Annotated in this window: 16 protein-coding genes and 1 pseudogene; 2 read left to right on the top strand and 15 right to left on the bottom strand. The window is 70.4% G+C overall.

Going from position 1 to position 15,944, the window contains the following annotated elements; translation table 11 throughout:
- Position 1: 1 nt before the first annotated feature.
- Both ASG32_RS31295 and ASG32_RS31290 read right to left on the bottom strand, forming a co-directional pair.
- Positions 2–463 (bottom strand): hypothetical protein, encoded by a 462-nt coding sequence (locus ASG32_RS31295; protein ID WP_020094218.1) that lies wholly within the window; start codon positions 461–463, stop codon positions 2–4.
- Between the two features lie 203 nt (positions 464–666).
- On the bottom strand, positions 667–1,662 hold the full coding sequence (locus ASG32_RS31290) for an extensin family protein (RefSeq protein WP_056534127.1): 996 nt from the start codon (positions 1,660–1,662) through the stop codon (positions 667–669).
- A gap of 111 nt (positions 1,663–1,773) precedes the next feature.
- Here ASG32_RS31290 and ASG32_RS31285 point away from each other — a divergent pair, with 111 nt between their 5' ends.
- Positions 1,774–3,006, top strand: coding sequence for an amidase (locus tag ASG32_RS31285; RefSeq protein WP_056533914.1), 1,233 nt, complete (start codon positions 1,774–1,776; stop codon positions 3,004–3,006).
- A gap of 42 nt (positions 3,007–3,048) precedes the next feature.
- Here the strand turns inward: ASG32_RS31285 and ASG32_RS31280 are convergent, their stop codons facing one another.
- Both ASG32_RS31280 and ASG32_RS31275 read right to left on the bottom strand, forming a co-directional pair.
- Positions 3,049–4,194: an AI-2E family transporter gene (locus ASG32_RS31280; protein ID WP_056533911.1), complete on the bottom strand. Its 1,146-nt coding sequence runs from the start codon at positions 4,192–4,194 to the stop codon at positions 3,049–3,051.
- Positions 4,195–4,524: 330 nt separating this feature from the next.
- The gene (locus tag ASG32_RS31275; protein WP_020094223.1) at positions 4,525–4,992 is read right to left on the bottom strand and encodes a molybdenum cofactor biosynthesis protein MoaE; all 468 of its coding nucleotides are present in this window, start codon (positions 4,990–4,992) and stop codon (positions 4,525–4,527) included.
- 167 nt (positions 4,993–5,159) lie between these two features.
- Between ASG32_RS31275 and ASG32_RS31270 the strand changes: the two genes are divergently transcribed.
- Positions 5,160–6,179, top strand: a complete 1,020-nt coding sequence (locus tag ASG32_RS31270; protein ID WP_056533910.1) for a DapH/DapD/GlmU-related protein — start codon at positions 5,160–5,162, stop codon at positions 6,177–6,179.
- A gap of 10 nt (positions 6,180–6,189) precedes the next feature.
- Here ASG32_RS31270 and ASG32_RS31265 read toward each other — a convergent pair whose 3' ends face one another.
- The 11 genes and pseudogenes from ASG32_RS31265 to ASG32_RS31220 all read right to left on the bottom strand — a co-directional run bounded on the left by ASG32_RS31265 (position 6,190) and on the right by ASG32_RS31220 (position 15,753).
- Positions 6,190–6,918 carry an amino acid ABC transporter ATP-binding protein gene (locus ASG32_RS31265; protein ID WP_056534124.1) on the bottom strand — a complete coding sequence of 243 codons (729 nt, stop codon included), beginning with the start codon at positions 6,916–6,918 and terminating at the stop codon, positions 6,190–6,192.
- Between the two features lie 152 nt (positions 6,919–7,070).
- The gene (locus ASG32_RS31260) at positions 7,071–7,763 is read right to left on the bottom strand and encodes an ABC transporter permease subunit (RefSeq protein ID WP_056533906.1); all 693 of its coding nucleotides are present in this window, start codon (positions 7,761–7,763) and stop codon (positions 7,071–7,073) included.
- A 56-nt stretch (positions 7,764–7,819) separates the two neighbouring features.
- Entirely contained in the window at positions 7,820–8,542 is a 723-nt protein-coding gene (locus ASG32_RS31255) for an amino acid ABC transporter permease (RefSeq protein ID WP_056533905.1), read from the bottom strand.
- Positions 8,543–8,631: 89 nt separating this feature from the next.
- On the bottom strand, positions 8,632–9,555 hold the full coding sequence (locus ASG32_RS31250; RefSeq protein WP_056533904.1) for an amino acid ABC transporter substrate-binding protein: 924 nt from the start codon (positions 9,553–9,555) through the stop codon (positions 8,632–8,634).
- A gap of 391 nt (positions 9,556–9,946) precedes the next feature.
- A pseudogene (locus ASG32_RS31245) lies at positions 9,947–10,870 on the bottom strand (branched-chain amino acid ABC transporter substrate-binding protein); the annotation flags it as partial.
- Position 10,871: 1 nt separating this feature from the next.
- Positions 10,872–11,167, bottom strand: a 296-nt coding sequence (locus tag ASG32_RS35535; protein ID WP_244492329.1) for an ABC transporter substrate-binding protein, incomplete at its 3' end; no start/stop codon positions are given.
- A 49-nt stretch (positions 11,168–11,216) separates the two neighbouring features.
- Positions 11,217–11,585 (bottom strand): DUF6867 family protein, encoded by a 369-nt coding sequence (locus ASG32_RS31240; RefSeq protein ID WP_026605095.1) that lies wholly within the window; start codon positions 11,583–11,585, stop codon positions 11,217–11,219.
- A gap of 172 nt (positions 11,586–11,757) precedes the next feature.
- A complete protein-coding gene (locus ASG32_RS31235; RefSeq protein WP_056533898.1) occupies positions 11,758–12,555 on the bottom strand; it encodes an ABC transporter ATP-binding protein in 798 nt (265 codons plus the stop codon).
- Positions 12,552–13,442, bottom strand: a complete 891-nt coding sequence (locus tag ASG32_RS31230) for an ABC transporter ATP-binding protein (RefSeq protein WP_056533897.1) — start codon at positions 13,440–13,442, stop codon at positions 12,552–12,554. Before ASG32_RS31230 ends, ASG32_RS31235 begins: the two co-directional genes overlap by 4 nt.
- Complete coding sequence (gene livM, locus ASG32_RS31225) at positions 13,442–14,836, bottom strand: high-affinity branched-chain amino acid ABC transporter permease LivM (RefSeq protein ID WP_056533896.1); 1,395 nt, start codon at positions 14,834–14,836, stop codon at positions 13,442–13,444. The genes ASG32_RS31230 and livM overlap by 1 nt, the downstream gene beginning before the upstream one ends.
- Positions 14,836–15,753 carry a branched-chain amino acid ABC transporter permease gene (locus ASG32_RS31220; protein WP_020094234.1) on the bottom strand — a complete coding sequence of 306 codons (918 nt, stop codon included), beginning with the start codon at positions 15,751–15,753 and terminating at the stop codon, positions 14,836–14,838. The genes livM and ASG32_RS31220 overlap by 1 nt, the downstream gene beginning before the upstream one ends.
- Positions 15,754–15,944 lie beyond the last annotated feature (191 nt).

The raw sequence follows: 15,944 nt of genomic DNA, 5'->3' as shown, positions 1-15,944 counted from the left end.
GTCAGGGACGCGCCATCCGGCAGGCCGTGGCGTAGGCGTAGGAGAGGTCGCGGTCGAGGCCGTGGATGCAGAACTCGACGCCCCAGGTCGCGCCGATGATCCCGAGGCTCTCGCGCACCGAGTAGTCGACCTTGCGGCGGACCCCGTCGGAGGTGGTCACGGTCGCGGTGCAGAATCGGCGCGGATAGGTGTCGAGGCCCCAGGGCCGCCACGCGGTGCGCTCGATCGTGTCGAAGGACAGGATCGTCATCGACGAGTTCCAGAACTTCGCCTCCTTCTCGGCGAAGTTGGTCGAGACCCGCTCCAGCACCGACGGGTCCTGGCAGCCCGGGATCTGCGCGTCGAACGGGAAGATCCGCTCCTCGGCGGGCTCGATGTCCTCCCGGGCCGACCGGGCGAGCGCCGGCTGGGCCAGGGCGAGAAGGGCCAGCCCGAGGGCGAAGCCGTGAAGAACCGGGCGCATGGCGCGTGCCTCGACGGATGTGCGATCCTGCATCCGCGAACGATGGCTTCGCCGCGCCGCCAGTCAAGCTCCGGCAGTCCCGCGCCGGCGCTTTGCCGGCCTGTGCGGCGCGGCCGCTACAGTCACCGGTCGGGGCGCGGCGCGGGATCGGCGCCCGGTCGGATCCGGCGCCCGGCGCGAGTCCCGCGGGTCGCGCCCGCCTCTCAGTAGATCGGCTCCGCGCTCGGCGGCGCGCCGAGCTGCAGCGGCTCGTCGTACTCCTGCGCGGGCTCCTCGTGGGCGGCGGCGACCCGCGGCGCCGGCCGCGCGGGCGGCCCCGCGGTGTAGGCCGAGGCCGCGGCCGGACGGTCGAGGGGCCGGGCGGGCGCACGGGCGACCTGGGTCGCGCTCCCGGCCTTCGACATCGGCGACACGCCGTAGGGATCGTCCTCCTCGACGTCCACCGGCGCCTGAGGGCCGGCGGGCTGGCGCTGCGGCGGGATCGGACGGCTCAGCGGCCGCTCGGCGCCGGTGCCGAGCTGCGGCGTGAACTTGATCAGCGGCTTGCAGATCCGGCGCAGACCGCGCGGGTCGTGCCGTGCGAGATCGACGTGGATGTGATCGTAGTGGAACACGTTCGAGCCGGGCGCCAGCACGGTGGTGAAGCGCTGGCAGGCGCCCAGGAAGATCTCGCGCAGGAAGCCCTGCTCGGCCTCCGTGCCGCGCCAGCCGCCCTTGACGGTGATCACGTGGCCGTCGGCGAGCTTGATCGACATGACGTCGATCGCGTTCCCGAAGCCGTGCTCGGAGAGCTTGGCGCCGGGCTGGTTGTTGCGGCCGCGGCAGGAATAGGAGCCGGCGTTGATCTCGGCCACCGGCACGCCGAAGTAGAGGTTGGCGGCCGGCTGGATCGTGTCGGCGAGCCACGCCTCGGCCTCGGCCAGCGCCGGGCAGCCCAGCGTCATCCGCTGCTTCAGCAGGACGGAGCCGCCGCCGAGCCGCGTCACCCGGAAGGGCTGCTGCATGCCGCACGGCCCCGGGCCATCCATCGCCGCGATGGGCGTGATGTACTCCGAGGGCTCGACGAGCTTCTTGGCCAGGCAGACCTGCTCCGCCTGATCGCGCCACGGTTCACGTCGCTCGAAATGATTGATCGAGCACGCGGTGAGGCCCGCACCGAACAGCGCCAGGGCCGAGAACAGGGATACGCCACGCCACATGACCCGGACGATGCGCACGGTCGCGTAAAGCGTTCGTCAACGGCGTTTCGGGAATGCCGTCGGCTGTGGCGTCTCGGTTGACAGCGCCGCGGACCGCGGACTGAATGCATTATGCTCTCGCTTCTCGACCTCCGCGCCCGCATCGAAGCCGGCACCCTGACGCCCGCGGGCGCGATCGACCTGTGCCGCGCCGCGATCGCCGCGCGGGAGCCGGACCTGCGCGCGCTGGTCACCCTCGACGCGGCGCCGGCGATCCCCGAGGCCGGGCCGCTCGCCGGCATCGCGGTCGGCGTGAAGGACATCATCGACAGCGCGGGCCTGCCGACCCAGATGGGCTCGCCGATCTACGCGGGCTGGAAGCCCCGGGGCGACGCCGCGGTCGTGAGCCGGCTGAAGCAGCTCGGTGCCGTCGCCCTCGCCAAGACCACCACCACGGCCTTCGCCAGCAGCGATCCGACCGAGACGGTCAACCCGCACGATCCCGGCCACACGCCGGGGGGCTCCTCGGCGGGCTCGGCCGCCGCCGTCGGCGCCGGGATGCTGCCGCTGGCCCTGGGCACGCAGACGGCGGGCTCGGTGATCCGGCCCGCGAGCTTCTGCGGCTGCGCGGCGGTGAAGCCGTCGTTCCGGCTGATCCCCACGGTCGGCGTGAAGACCTACTCGTGGGCCCTCGACACGATCGGGCTGTTCGCCGCCGGGGTCGCGGACGTCGCCCACGCCCTCGCGCTCGTCACCGGGCGGCCGGAGATCGAGCGGGCGGAGGGGGGCTCGGCGCCGCGCATCGCCGTGGTGCGGCAGGATTTCGCCGGCACCCCCGAGCCGGAGGCCGAGGCGGCGCTCACCCGCGCCCGGCAGGCGGCCGAGCGGTCCGGGGCGTGGGTGAGCGACCTCGCCCTGCCGACCGAGCTGGCGCAGGCCTGGGAACGCCACCGCCTCATCCAGAACTACGAGGGTCGGCTGGCGCTGGCCTGGGAGTACGACACGCAGGCCGACGCGCTGCCGCCGCGCACCCGCGCCCATCTCGATGACGGGGCGACGATCAGCCCGGCCCAGTACGATGACGGGCGCCGCCACGGCCATCACGCCCGCCGGGTGCTGAAGGGCCTCTTCGCCGATTACGACGCGATCCTGACCTTCTCGGCGCCGGGCCCGGCGCCCGCGACCCTGGCCTCGACGGGCGACCCGCGCTTCAACCAGCTGTGGACGCTGATGGGCGTGCCCTGCGTGAACGTGCCGGTGCCCGGCCACCGCCTGCCGGTGGGCGTCCAGGTGATCGGCCGCTTCGGCGACGACGGCCGGGCCCTGGCGGTCGCCCGGATGATCGAGGCCGCGCTGCGCGGCTGACCGGCCGCCCGCGCCCGTCGACGGCGCGGGCGCTCGGGGCGCTCAGCTGCTCGGCTGCTCGTGGAGCGTGTCCTCCACGTAGAGCTGCTCCAGCAGGACCTTGATCACCGCCATCAGCGGCAGGGCGAGGGCGATGCCCCAGAGCCCGAAGATCACGCCCAGGATCAGCTGGCCGGCGAAGATCGTGGCCGGCGGGATGTCGAGCGCCCGCTTCTGGATGAACGGCGTCAGGCCGTAGCTCTCCAGGCACTGGACCGCGAGATAGACGCCGATCGCGCCGATCACCGCCTTCGTGCCCGAGGCCAGGGCGGCCAGGACGATGACGAGGCCCGCCACCAGCGGCCCGACCGTGGGCACGAAGGCGAGCAGGCCCGCCTGCAGGCCGAGGATCAGCGCGCCGCCGATACCCAGGAAGGCGAGGCCGGCCCAGGTGCACAGGAAGATCACCGCCATGATGATCAGCTGGCCGAACAGCCAGTGGCGGAGGGTCTCGCCGGCCCCGTCGAGGACCTGGCTGGCCCGCCAGCGCTTCGCCGGCGGCACGAACCGGACCACCCCGTCCCGGTAGGCCTTCGGGTCGGCCGCGAAGGCGAGCCCCAGGAAGGCGATCACCAGCACGTTGCCGAGGGCGTCGAACAGGCCGAGGATCACGGCCGCGGCCGGTCCGAGGACGCTGCCGGCATCCGAGACGATCGAGCTGCTGCCCTTCAGGAGTCCGTTCGCGAGGCCGCCGAGCCCCCCCTCACGCTGGCCCGAATCGGTCGAGCCGTCCTTGCCACCGCCCTGCGGTGCGAGGCTCGGCACGTCGATGCCGCGCTCCGACAGCCAGCCCGTGACGGTTCCGGCCTGATCCTTGATCGTCGTCCCGAGGTCCCGGCCCTGCTGGACGATGGTGGCGCCGCCGTAGCTCCCGAAGCCGATCACCGCGACCGCGACCGCCACGCTGGCGAGGGACAGCCGCAAGCCGCGCGGGAGCGGCAGGACGCGGCCGAGCCCGCGGGTCAGGCCGTCGAGGAACACGCCGAGGAGCACTCCGGCGAAGATGAGCAGGAGCGTGCCGGCCGACATCCAGGCCAGGGCCAGCGCCGCCACGAAGCACACGACGGCGATCCCGGAGGCCGCGAGCGGTGCGGCCCCGCGCCAGGGCCCGACGGGACCGTCCAGTTCCTGAAGGTTGCTGTCCGACATCGTCGCTCCTAAACCGCGGGCTCACGAACGCCGCGGGCTCTCAGGGGTCAAGTCCGGCGGCCGGCTTCTGTGCAATCCGGGGTGGGGATGCGCGTCCACGCGTCGTCCGCGCACGTCGCCGGACCGCAGGCTCCGGCCACCTCACCGTCGGCACCGACTGCGACCGACAGGGTCCGTCCCCCGGCCCGGACCGGCCCGTCGATACCGGCCATCGGCCCGGCGGCGTGGTCCGTCCCGGACTCGCGCGTCGGTGCCGCGGGCGCGGCCCCGATCACCGCACCGGTCGTCGAGCGCCCTGGGGCAGCCTGAGCGCGACCCCGGGCACGGCCATCAGGCCCAGCGGCCGGCCGCGGCCTCGTCGTGGGCCGCCGCCTCGACCCAGCCGCCGGTCGTGCCGTCGGCGAGGTGCTCCCGCTTCCAGAACGGGGCGCGGGTCTTGAGGTAGTCCATCAGGAAGTCCGCGGCCTCGAACGCCGCGACCCGGTGGCTGGCGGCGGTGACCACCAGCACGATGCCGTCGCCCGGACGGACCAGGCCGTGCCGGTGGATCACCCGCAGGGCCTGGAGCGGCCAGCGCGCCATCGCCTCGTCGGCGACGCGCCGGATCTCAGCCTCGGCCATGCCGGGGTAGTGCTCCAGCTCGAGGGCGGTCAGCCGCCCGCCCTCGTCGCGGCACAGGCCGGTGAAGGTCACGACGGCGCCGGCCCGGCCGCCCAGCGCGGCGCTCAGGCCGGCGATCTCGGCCGCGGTGTCGAAGGGCTCGGCCTGGATGCCGACGCTCGGGACGGGGGCGCTCATGGCCCGATCCATAGGAGTCCCCGGCTTCGCGGACCAGCCCCGTCCCTGTCACACCCGGTCCCGCCTCTATATGACACGGTCCGTCGCGCCCTGCCGGCCCGGCGCGCGGCCCGCCATCGTCCGGATGTCCCCGCGCGCTCCCGACGGCGCTGGAGAAGGATACCCGCGTGACCCCCGACCTGATCCTGCCCTACGACGGCGAGCAGCCGGACTTCGCCAGTCGCCCCGTCTGGTGCGGCCGCGGCAGCACGGTGATCGGCGCCGCCCGGATCGGCGCGCAGGCCTGGATCGGCGACGAGGCGGTGATTCGCGCGGATGGCCAGACCGTCACCCTCGGCGACCGCTTCTGGCTCGGCCACCGCTCGACGGTGCACATCGCCACCGCGACGCACGGCACCCGGTGCGGCGACCGGGTCACGGTCGGGCGCAACAGCGTGGTCCACGCCTGCACGCTCGGCTCCGACGTCGTCGTCGAGGACGACGTGGTGATCCTCGACGGCGCCGAGGTCGGCGACGGCGCGGTCCTCGAGGCCGGCGCGACGGTCTTCCCCCGGGCGACGCTGCCCGGCGGCTTCGCCTACGCGGGCAGCCCGGCCCGTCCCAGCCGCGCGATCGGATCCGACGAGGTCGCCGAGCGGGCCGAGCGGTTGCGCGAGCGGATGGGCGACGGGCCCGCGCTCCCGGCCGGGGAGGCGCTGGAGGTCGAGGACAGCGTCTTCGTGGCGCGCACCGCCCGCCTGCGCGGGCGGGTGAGCCTCGGCGCCGGCGCGAGCGTGCTGTTCTGCTGCGACCTCAACGCGGAAGTCGGACCGATCGTGGTCGGCGCGGACACCAACATCCAGGACAACACGGTGATCCGCACCCGGGCGGACGGGGTGGTGATCGGGCGGGACACGACCATCGCCCACAATGTCCGGATCGCCGATTGCCGGATCGGGGCGCGGGCGCTGATCGGCATCGGCGCGACGATCGCGGCCGGCACCCTCATCGCCGACGACGTCATGCTGGCGGCCGGGGCCACCACCGATCCCGGGCAGATCCTGGAGGCCGGCTACCTCTGGGGCGGCCGCCCCGCCCGCATCCTGGGCCCCCTCGACGCCGAGAAGCGGGCCATGATGATCCGCATCGTCGAGGGCTACTGCCGGCACGGCCGGGAATACCGGGCCGCGCAGGAGGCGCTGACCTGACGGCCCGCCGTCAGTGCTGCAGGATCTTCGACAGGAAGGTCTGCGCGCGCTCGGAGCGGGGGCTGCCGAAGAACTCGTCCTTCCGGGCGTCCTCGACGATCTCGCCGCGATCCATGAAGATCACCCGGTCGGCGACCTTGCGGGCGAAGCCCATCTCGTGGGTCACGACCATCATGGTCATGCCCTCCTTGGCGAGCTCCACCATCACGTCGAGCACCTCGCCGACCATCTCGGGGTCCAGCGCCGAGGTCGGCTCGTCGAACAGCATCACCACCGGGTTCATGGCGAGCGCCCGGGCGATGGCGACGCGCTGCTGCTGCCCGCCCGAGAGCTGGCCCGGGAACTTGTTCGCGTGGGCGCCCAGACCGACGCGGGCGAGCAGGTCGAGGCCGCGCTTCTTCGCGTCCTCGCCGCTGCGGCCCAGCACCTTGCGCTGGGCGATGGTGAGGTTCTCGGTGATCGACAGGTGCGGGAACAGCTCGAAATGCTGGAACACCATGCCGACCCGCGAGCGGAGCTTCGGCAGGTTGGTGGCCTTGTCGGCGACCTTAGTGCCGGCCACCGTGATCTGGCCCTTCTGGAAGGGCTCCAGGGCGTTGACGCACTTGATCAGGGTCGACTTGCCCGAGCCCGAGGGACCGCAGACGACCACAACCTCGCCCTTGGCGACCTGGGTGCTGCAGTTCGTCAGCACCTGGAAGTCGCCGTACCATTTGCTGATGTTGTCGATGGCGATCATCGTCTCGCCGGGGGCCGCCGCCTGGGCGCCGGAGATCAGGCTGCCCGGCTGCAGGCCGGCATCCTTCGGCGCGTGGCTGGCATCGGCGACGGGTTCGGCGGCGGTGGGGGCCGGCATCGGGGACGAGGTCATGACACGGTCTCCAGTGTCGGTCAGCGGATGATGGCCACGCGGCGCTGCAGGCGGCGCACGAGGTACGAGGCCGAGAAGCAGATCGCAAAATAGACCACGGCGGCGAAGACATACATCTCGACGAGACGGCCGTCGCGCTGGGCGACCTTCGAGGCGGCGCCCATGAAGTCGGTGAGCGAGAGCACGTAGACCAGCGACGTGTCCTGGAACAGGATGATGGTCTGGGTCAGCAGCAGCGGCAGCATGTTGCGGAAGGCCTGGGGCAGGATCACGTTGCCCATGGTCTGCCAGTAGTTCATCCCGAGGGCCTGGGCAGCCGCCGTCTGACCCTTCGGGATCGACTGGATGCCGGCGCGCATGATCTCCGAGAAGTAGGCCGCCTCGAAGGCCATGAAGGTGATCAGGGCCGACGGGAAGGCGCCGACCTGGATCGGCGTCGAGGATCCGGTCAGGTAGGCGCCGATATACGGCACCAGGAAGTAGAACCAGAAGATCACCAGAACCAGCGGCAGCGAGCGGCAGAGCTCGACGTAGGCCTTGGCGAGGTGCCACAGGCCGGGAATGCCCGACAGGCGCGCCATCGCCAGCAGCGTGCCGATGATGACGCCGCCCACGGCGGCCATGGCGGTGAGCGTCACGGTGAAGACCATGCCCTGACCGAACAGGTAGGGCAGGGACGAGGCGATGACGGAGAAGTCGAAATTCGAGAGCATCGGGGCCTGTTACCGGTGGCCGTCGGGCGGGGTGGCGGAGCGGAAGCGGGCGGCCCTCAGCGCTGGCCGGGGATGGCGACCGCCTTCTCCAGGAAGGTCGCCGCCGTGACGACCACGAGGTTGATGATCACGTAGAGGATCGTCGCGGCCGTGAAGGCCTCGAACACCTGGAACGAGAATTCCTGCATTGAGCGGGCCCGGGCGGTCAGTTCCAGCAGGCCGATGGTCAGCGCCACCGACGTGTTCTTGAGATTGTTGAGGAATTCCGAGGTCATCGGCGGCAGGATGATCCGGTAGGCGTTGGGCAGCAGCACGTAGCGGTAGGTCTGATAGGTCGTGAAGCCCATGGCGGTGCCGGCCATGCGCTGGCCCCGCGGCAGCGACTGGATGCCGGCGCGGACCTGCTCGGCCACGCGCGACGCGGTGAAGAAGCCGAGGCAGACCACCGCCGTGTAGAACGGCGCGTCCGGCAATTGCTTGATCGCGTCGCCGATCCGGGTCGGGACCACTTCGGGCAGCACGAAGTACCAGAGGAACATCTGCACCAGCAGCGGCACGTTGCGGAACAGCTCGACATAGGCCGTGCCGATCGCGTTCGCGGGCTTCGACGGCAGGGTGCGCATCACGCCGACCAGGGAGCCCAGGAAGAAGGCGATCGCCCAGGAGCAGAGCGCGGTCGTGATCGTCCACATGAGGCCCGAGAGCAGCATGTCGAGATACGTGCCGTTGCCCTCCGGCGAGGCGTCGAAGAAGATCCGCCAGTTCCAGTTGTAGTTCATCGCGCCGCTTCTACTGTGAACTTACAGAGACGCACCGCGGGCCGGAGCCCGCGGTGCGCATCATGGCATGAAACCGGACCGAACGGGTCTCAGTAGGCCGCCGGATCGGGGCTCGAGATCGGGGTCGTGAACTGCTTCTTCATCTCCGCACTCATCGGCAGGTTGAGGTTGATGTTGCGCGGCGGGATCGGCTGGGTGAACCACTTGTCGTAGAGGGCCTTGCCCTCGGGGCTCGTGTAGAGCTTGGCGGTGGCGTCGTCCGCGACCTTCTTGAACTCCGTGTCGTCCTTGCGGAGCATGATGCCGTAGGGCTCAGGCTTCGACAGGGCCTCGGTGGAGATCTCGTAGGCGGACGGGTCCTTCGACGAGGCGGCGAGCGAGGCGAGCAGCACGTCATCCATCACGAAGGCGGCGGCGCGGCCGGTCTCGACCATCAGGAACGCCTCGGCGTGGTCCTTGGCCGGCAGGATCGTCAGGCCGAGCTTGCGCTCCGTGTTGGCCTCGTTGATCTGCTTGATGTTCGTGGTGCCCGAGGTCGACACGACGGTCTTGCCCTTCAGGTCCTCGATCGTGTGCAGGTTGGCCGACTTCTTCGAGACGTAGCGGGTCGCGGTCAGGAAGTGCGAGTTGGTGAACCACACCTGCTTCTCGCGCTCGGCGTTGTTGGTGGTCGAGCCGCACTCGAGATCGATCGTGCCGTTCGCCATCAGCGGGATGCGGGTGGCGGAGGTGACCGGGTTGAGCTTCACCTCGAGGTTCGGGAGGTTGAGCTTGGCCTTCACCGCGTCGGCGATCTTGTAGCAGATGTCCATCGCGTAGCCGATCGGCTTCTGATCGGCGCCGAGATACGAGAACGGCACGGAGGCGTCGCGGTAGCCGATGACGATGGCGTTGGCGTCCTTCACCTTCTTGAGGGTGCCGGTCAGCTCCTGCGCCCCGACGCTCATCGGAGCGAGGACGAGGGTCAGGCCCAGCGCCGCGGCGGCGCCGCGGCGAGCGATATCAGACTGCATCGGTACGGAACTCCTGGATCGGGCCGAACGACATCGGCCGGCGGCGGGGTACGCGGGCCCGCCCGCTCGGGCGACGCCTTTGCAATGATGGTGCCGGGAGAAAGCGCGAAGCGCCGCGCGAGCCTGCGGCTGAGTACGGACAAGTTGCGGCCAAGCCTCTGCGCACGTCCGCAGATGCGGTCCCTGCCGTCCTCATGGCCTCCTCCCAAGCGCTGAGCCGGCCTCACGCTCGCGCCGGCGGCATCATGCACACTTCTTAGGCGTACGCACGCGGTGCGGAGGACGGATCCGCCCGGAAAGCTGACGAATCCACGGTATAGAAAACGACGACGCCGCCCCCCGCGGTATCGGGAGGCGGCGTCGGACTGAAATCCCGGTTCGTGACCGCGGCTTACTTCGTCAGCTCATTGCCGCTGTAGTCGATCTTGCCGTCGGGTCCCTTCTTCCACTCGTACATGACGTAGTCGGGCCGGGTGATGTCGCCCTTCTTGTCGTAGGCGATCGGGCCGACCACCGTGTCCACCGGCTTGCCCTGGTGCAGCCATTCGGCGAGCTTCTTGCCATCGCTGGAGCCGGTCTCGGCCATCGCCTTGGCCAGGACCTCCACGGCCGCGTAGGAGTAGAGCGTGTAGCCCTCGGGATCGATGTTCTTGGCCTTGAAGGCGGCGAGCGCCGCCTTGGCGTTCGGGTTCTTGCGGGCGTCCGGCGGGAAGGTGGTCAGCGTGCCCTCGGCCGCGGGACCGGCGATCGCCACCAGCTCGCGGTCGACCATGCCGTCGCCGCCCATCATGGGCGCCTTCAGGCCCTGATCGCGCATCTGGCGCAGGATCAGCCCGGCCTCGGTGTAGTAGCCACCGAAATAGACGACGTCGACGTTGGCGGACTTCAGCTTGGAGACGAGCGCCGAGTAGTCCTTCTCGCCCGGGTTGATGCCCTCGGACATGACCTCCTTGCCGCCCTTGGCCTTGAAGGCCTTCAGCGTCTCGTCGGCCAGCCCCTTGCCGTAGGGGGTCTTGTCGTGGACGAAGGCGACCTTCTTGCCCTTGAAGTGATCGGCCAAGTAGTTGCCGGCGACGGCACCCTGCTGGTCGTCGCGGCCGCAGGTGCGGAACGTGTTCCACATCCCGCGCTCGGTGAACTTCACGTTCGTGGAGGCCGGCGTGACCTGGATGATGCCGGCGTCGAGATAGACGTCGGAGGCCGGGATCGACACGCCGGAATTGTAGTCGCCGACGACCATCTTCACGCCGTCGCTGGCGAACTTGTTGGCCACCGAGACGCCCTGCTTCGGGTCGGAGGCGTCGTCGCCGACCGTNGAATTGTAGTCGCCGACGACCATCTTCACGCCGTCGCTGGCGAACTTGTTGGCCACCGAGACGCCCTGCTTCGGGTCGGAGGCGTCGTCGCCGACCGTCACGGTCAGCGTCGTGCCCTTCAGCGTCCCGGCCTTGTTGAGGTCCTCGACCGCCTGGCTCGCGCCGTTCTTGAGCTGCGCGCCGATGGCGGCGCTGTTGCCCGTGATCGGCGCGGCGACGCCGAGCTTGACCTCGGCGGCCTGCGCGGCCGCCGCCAAGGCGCCGAGGGCGAGCCCGGCCAGCAGAATCGATCTCATCGCGTACTTCCCCTAAGTGTCAGGACCGCACGTGCGGATCCGGCCGCACTCATCGGACCTCGCCGGCCGCGGGCGCCCGTGCGCGCCATGTCAGCGGTGAGGTCTTCTCGTAGAGCCAGCGGTACTGGCTCGTCATCTGGCGCGTCCGCGTGTAGCGGAAGCCCGCAGCGCCGATGATCATGACGATGACCGCGTCGACCGCATAGTAGTGCAGCGACAGCAGGGTGCCCGAAAACAGGGCGTAGTGAATGAAGCGCACGGCGGCTGCCACCAGAAGCAGCGCCAGGGCGCATTGCCAGAACGGCCGCCAGCCCCGGGCGATGCCGCGAGCGGCCATCCATCCGGCCCACCCGCCCATCACGACGGTCACCAGCAGGAACAGCCAGGCCGACGGCTCCTCGTACAGGATCCCCTGCAGCATGCTCATGTGATGTCCGGTCGATTGCTTCGGTTAACGCGCCCCTCGCCGTCATCGCGAGCGCAGCGAGGTGACCCAGGGGAGCGCAGCCTCGAAAGGTGGGGCGCCGCCCTGGATTGCTTCGCTCCGCTCGCAAAGACGGGGATGCCAATGGCATCAACCGAAAACGGCATCATGCCCCGACCGGGCCGGCATGGCCCCCCTCCAGGTAGGCGGCCTGGACGTTCGGGTCGTCGAGCAGCGCCCGACCCGTCCCGCTCATCGTGACCCGACCGTTGACCAGCACGTAGCCGCGATGGGCGAGCTTGAGGGCGTGGTAGGCGTTCTGCTCGACGAGGAAGATCGTCATGCCGTCGGTCCGGTTCAGCTCCCGGATCGCGTCGAAGATGCCCTTCACCACGAGCGGCGCGAGGCCGAGCGACGGCTCGTCGAGCAGCAGCAGCCGCGGGCGGCTCATCAGCGCCCGGGCGATGGCCAGCATCTGCTGCTCGCCGCCCGACATGGTGCCGGCGCGCTGGTTGAGGCGCTCCTTGACCCGCGGGAACAGGGCGCAGACCTTCTCCAGATCCTCGGCGAAGAAGCGACCGTCATGGAGCGCGGCGCCCATCTGGAGGTTCTCGTAGACGGTCATGCGCGGGAAGACCCGGCGCCCCTCCGGCGACTGGGCGATGCCGAGCCGGGCGATCGCGTGGGTCGGCAGCCGGGTGATGTCGCGGCCGTCGTAGGTGATCGTCCCCGAGCGCGCCTGGGGGCTGCCGAAGATCGTCATCATCAGGGTCGACTTGCCGGCGCCGTTGGCGCCGATCAGCGTGACGATCTCGCCCTCGGCCACGTCGAGGTCGACCCCGCGCAGGGCCGCGACGCTGCCGTAATAGGTCGAGACGTCGCGCACCGCGAGGAGCGGCGGCTTCCGTCCCGCCTGGATCGCCCGCGTCTCCTCGACGAGGACGTTGATGCCGGCGACGCTCATGCCGACGCTCCCGTGTGCGCCGCGTCCCCGTGCGGCACGGTGATCCCGACCTCGGCCTCCACGGCCTCGACCTCCTCGTCCTCGACGCCGAGATAGGCGGCGATCACCTTCGGGTCGGCCCGCACATCGGCGGGGGAGCCGTCGGCGATCTTCACGCCGTAATCGAGCACGACCACGTGGTCGGAGATCTCCATCACCACCGACATGTCGTGCTCGATCAGCAGCACCGAGGTGTCGTGCTCGTCGCGGATGTGGCGCAGGAGGCCGTTCAGCTCGGCCGATTCCCGCGGGTTGAGGCCGGCCGCCGGCTCGTCGAGGCAGAGCAGCACCGGGTCGGTGCACATCGCCCGGGCGATCTCCAGGCGCCGCTGCGCGCCGTAGGGCAGGGCGCCCGCCGGATCATCCGCCCGCTTCATCAGGTCGATGCGCTCGAGCCAGGCCTTGGCCCGCTCGATCGCCGCGGCCTGCGCGTCCCGGTAGGTCTTGAGGCCGAGCAGCCCGAGGATCGTGTAGCCCGAGGCCCGCATCAGCGGCGCGTGCTGGGCGACGAGCAGGTTCTCCAGGACGGTCATGCCCTGGAACAGGCGGATGTTCTGGAAGGTGCGGGCGACCCGCGCGGTGCGGTTCACCTTGTGGTTCGGAAGCCGCTCCAGCAGGTGCGCCGTGCCGTCGGCGTGCGCCAGCGTCAGCATGCCCTCGGTGGGCTTGTAGAAGCCGGTGATGCAGTTGAACACCGTGGTCTTGCCGGCCCCGTTCGGGCCGATCAGCGCGGTGATGTCGCCGCGGCGCGCCTCGAAGGACAGGTCGGAGACGGCGGTGAGGCCGCCGAACCGCATGGTCAGGTGCTCGACCGTGAGCACCGGCGGGGGGAGGGGGGACGTCGCCATCAGCCGTGCCCCTCGCTGACATGGGCGCCCGAGACCGCGCGCCGCTGGCCGAGCGACACGGACGGCATCCGCTCCGAGATCAGCCCGCGCGGCCGCCAGACCATCATGGCGACCATGGCGAGCCCGAACAGCAGCAGCCGGTACTCGCTGGGGTCGAAGCCCTCGCCGAACACGGCCTTCAGGAACCCGAGGTTGCGCAGCATCTCCGGCCCGCCGACCATCGCCACTGCGGCGATCGCGACGCCGACCTGGCTGCCCATGCCGCCGAGGACGACGATCGCCAGGATGATGGCGCTCTCCAGGAAGTTGAAGCTCTCCGGGCTGATGAAGCCCTGGCGCACGGCGAAGAACGAGCCGGCGAAGCCCCCGAAGGCCGCGCCCAGCGCGAAGGCCGTGAGCTTCGTGGCGGTGGTGTCGATGCCGAGCGAGCGGCAGGCGATCTCGTCCTCGCGCAGGGCCTCCCAGGCCCGCCCGATGGGCAGGCGGCGCAGGCGCAGGGTGACGAAGTTGGTGATCAAGGCCAACCCGAGGATCAGGTAGTACAGGAAGATCAGCCGGTGCATCGAGTCGTACGGGATGCCGAAGGTCGCGGCGAACCCGCCCTCGCCCGCCGTGAACGGGATGCCGAAGAAGGTCGCCCGCGGGATCGACGAGATGCCGGCCCCGCCGCCGGTGACGTCGGTCCAGTTGATCAGGACCAGGCGGATGATCTCGCCGAAGGCCAGGGTGACGATGGCGAGGTAGTCGCCGCGCAGGCGCAGCACCGGGAAGCCGAGGATCATGCCCCACAGGCCGGCGAACAGGCCCGCCAGCGGCAGGCAGACCCAGAACGACAGGCCGAAGGTCGTCGACAGCAGCGCGTAGGAATAGGCCCCGACCGCGTAGAAGGCGACGTAGCCGAGGTCGAGCAGGCCCGCGAGGCCGACCACGATGTTCAGGCCCCAGCCGAGCATGACGTAGGTCAGGATCAGGATGCCGAGGTCGATCCAGTAGCGGGCCGAGGACAGGCCGCCGGTCGCCAGCGCGGAGATCATCGGCAGGGTCAGCGCGACGAAGATGAACAGCCAGAGGCCGACCTTCGAGGTCTTCTGCCCGGCATCGGGCTCGCCGTGCACCGCCTCGGTGGCCTGGGCCGGGGATGGAGTCAGCGCCCGCCGCGCGTCGCGGCGCAGCAGCACGAGGCGCTGGACGAGGCGCAGCGCGAAGATCGCCGCGCAGAGCGCCGCCACCAGCCCCCAGCGCGGCACGAGCACCAGCTCGCTCCCGGGCCCGGGATCGGTCCGGTAGGCGATGATCGGGACACAGAGGCCGAAGGTGACGAGGGCGTAGAGGGCGGCGTCGCGCAGGATGCCGGCCATCGCGGAGCCGGGGAGAGCGTTCTGCGAGGCGGCCATCAGACTTTCTCGACCTCGGGCCGGCCCAGGATGCCCGACGGCATGAAGATCAGCACGATCGCCAGGATCGAGAAGGCGGCGACGTCCTTGTACTCGATGGAGAAATAGGCCGACCAGAAGGTCTCGATCAGGCCGATGATCAGGCCACCGAGCACGGCGCCGGGCAGCGAGCCGATGCCGCCGAGCACCGCCGCCGTGAACGCCTTCACGCCGGGCACGAACCCGTCCGAGAAGGACACGACGCCGTAGTACATGAGGTAGAGGACGCCCGCGACAGCCGCGAGCGCGGCGCCGAGCACGAAGGTCAGCGAGATCGTGCGGTCCACGTCGATGCCGAGCAAAGCCGCCATCTTGCGGTCCTGCTCGCAGGCGCGCTGCGCCCGGCCGAAGGGCGTGCGCTGCACGAGGTACCAGAAGCCGGTGAGCAGCACGGCGGTCACCGCCATGATCAGCACCTGCTTCCAGGCCAGGAACACCGCGTAGCCGTCGCGCTCGAACAGCGTGATGCCGCCCGACAGCATCGGCGGGGTCGGCTTGTTGCGCGCGCCCTGCACGACCTGCACGAAGTTCGACAGGAAGATCGAGACGCCGATCGCCGAGATCAGCGGCGCGAGGCGGAACGAGCCGCGCAGCGGCCGGTAGGCCACCCGCTCGATCGCCCAGCCCCACAGGGCGGTCAGCACCATGGCGACCACCAGCACCACCAGGAAGGCCAGCGCGATGGAGCTGACCCCGAGCCAGACCGTCAGCAGCAGGAAGGTGATGAGTGCGATGAAGCAGGAGACCATGAAGACGTCGCCGTGGGCGAAGTTCACCATGCCGATGATGCCGAACACCATCGTGTAGCCGATCGCGATCAGGCCGTAGATCGAGCCGAGCGTCAGCCCGTTGATGAGCTGCTGTACGAAGACGTCCATGAACTCTCGCGCGCAGGTTGCTTGGGCCGCCTACGGAGAGCGCAGGCAGCTTGGCGGGGCAAGTCTCGTACCGCAGCCGTAGCACACCGGCCACCGGTTTCATCGCCGCCCGAGCGTCGCGTGAAAACAGTCGACCACGCCAGTAACGCCCCCTGGCCGGGCTTGCGTGTGGCGCAGTTCCTGCGACACGT

The sequence above is a fragment of the Methylobacterium sp. Leaf361 genome (genome assembly GCF_001424445.1).
Lineage (GTDB): Bacteria > Pseudomonadota > Alphaproteobacteria > Rhizobiales > Beijerinckiaceae > Methylobacterium.
Note: the sequence above shows the minus strand (reverse complement) of the source record. Positions and strands in the feature narration are given on the sequence as shown.